This window comes from Mesorhizobium silamurunense (genome assembly GCF_014843905.1).
GTDB classification, from domain to species: Bacteria; Pseudomonadota; Alphaproteobacteria; order Rhizobiales; family Rhizobiaceae; genus Mesorhizobium; species Mesorhizobium silamurunense.
This window is the reverse complement of record NZ_LPVS01000164.1, coordinates 1-387: the sequence shown is the minus strand read 5'-3', so window position 1 is coordinate 387 and position 387 is coordinate 1. Positions and strand designations below refer to the sequence as shown.

General features: G+C 57.4%; 1 protein-coding gene. It reads right to left on the bottom strand.

Annotation, left to right across the window (positions count from 1 at the left end; genetic code table 11):
• The coding region (locus AU465_RS32860) for a TlpA disulfide reductase family protein (protein WP_192257147.1) at positions 1 to 242 on the bottom strand (242 nt) is incomplete at its 3' end.
• Positions 243 to 387 lie beyond the last annotated feature (145 nt).

Below are 387 nucleotides of genomic sequence, written 5' to 3'. Positions count from 1 at the left end.
CGGGCCTCATCGGCCGTTGGAGCGTCTTCAGAAGCCGCGACTCCGACGATCTCAACTCCGCTCTCCCTGTATTGCTCCTGCAGCTGCACCAGATGGGGCATCGCCGTCACACATGGTCCGCACCAAGTTGCCCAAAATTCGACGATGTACACTTTGCCAGGCTGGAAGTTTGCGAGGGGCTCGCCACGCAGCCAGTCCTCGACTTTAATCGAAGGAGCCGGGGACTCCATCTGCAATACCATGTTGCTCTCCAAAGCTATTGCCAAAGGTTGCGCGACCTTATGCGCGAGCTTGTTTTCCCCCTAAGAGAGGGGCACACGGGTTCAAGGAAAGGAGAACATCGCTCGTCTCGCGCGTCTGCATGCAATCAGCCTTCACTCAGTGTTG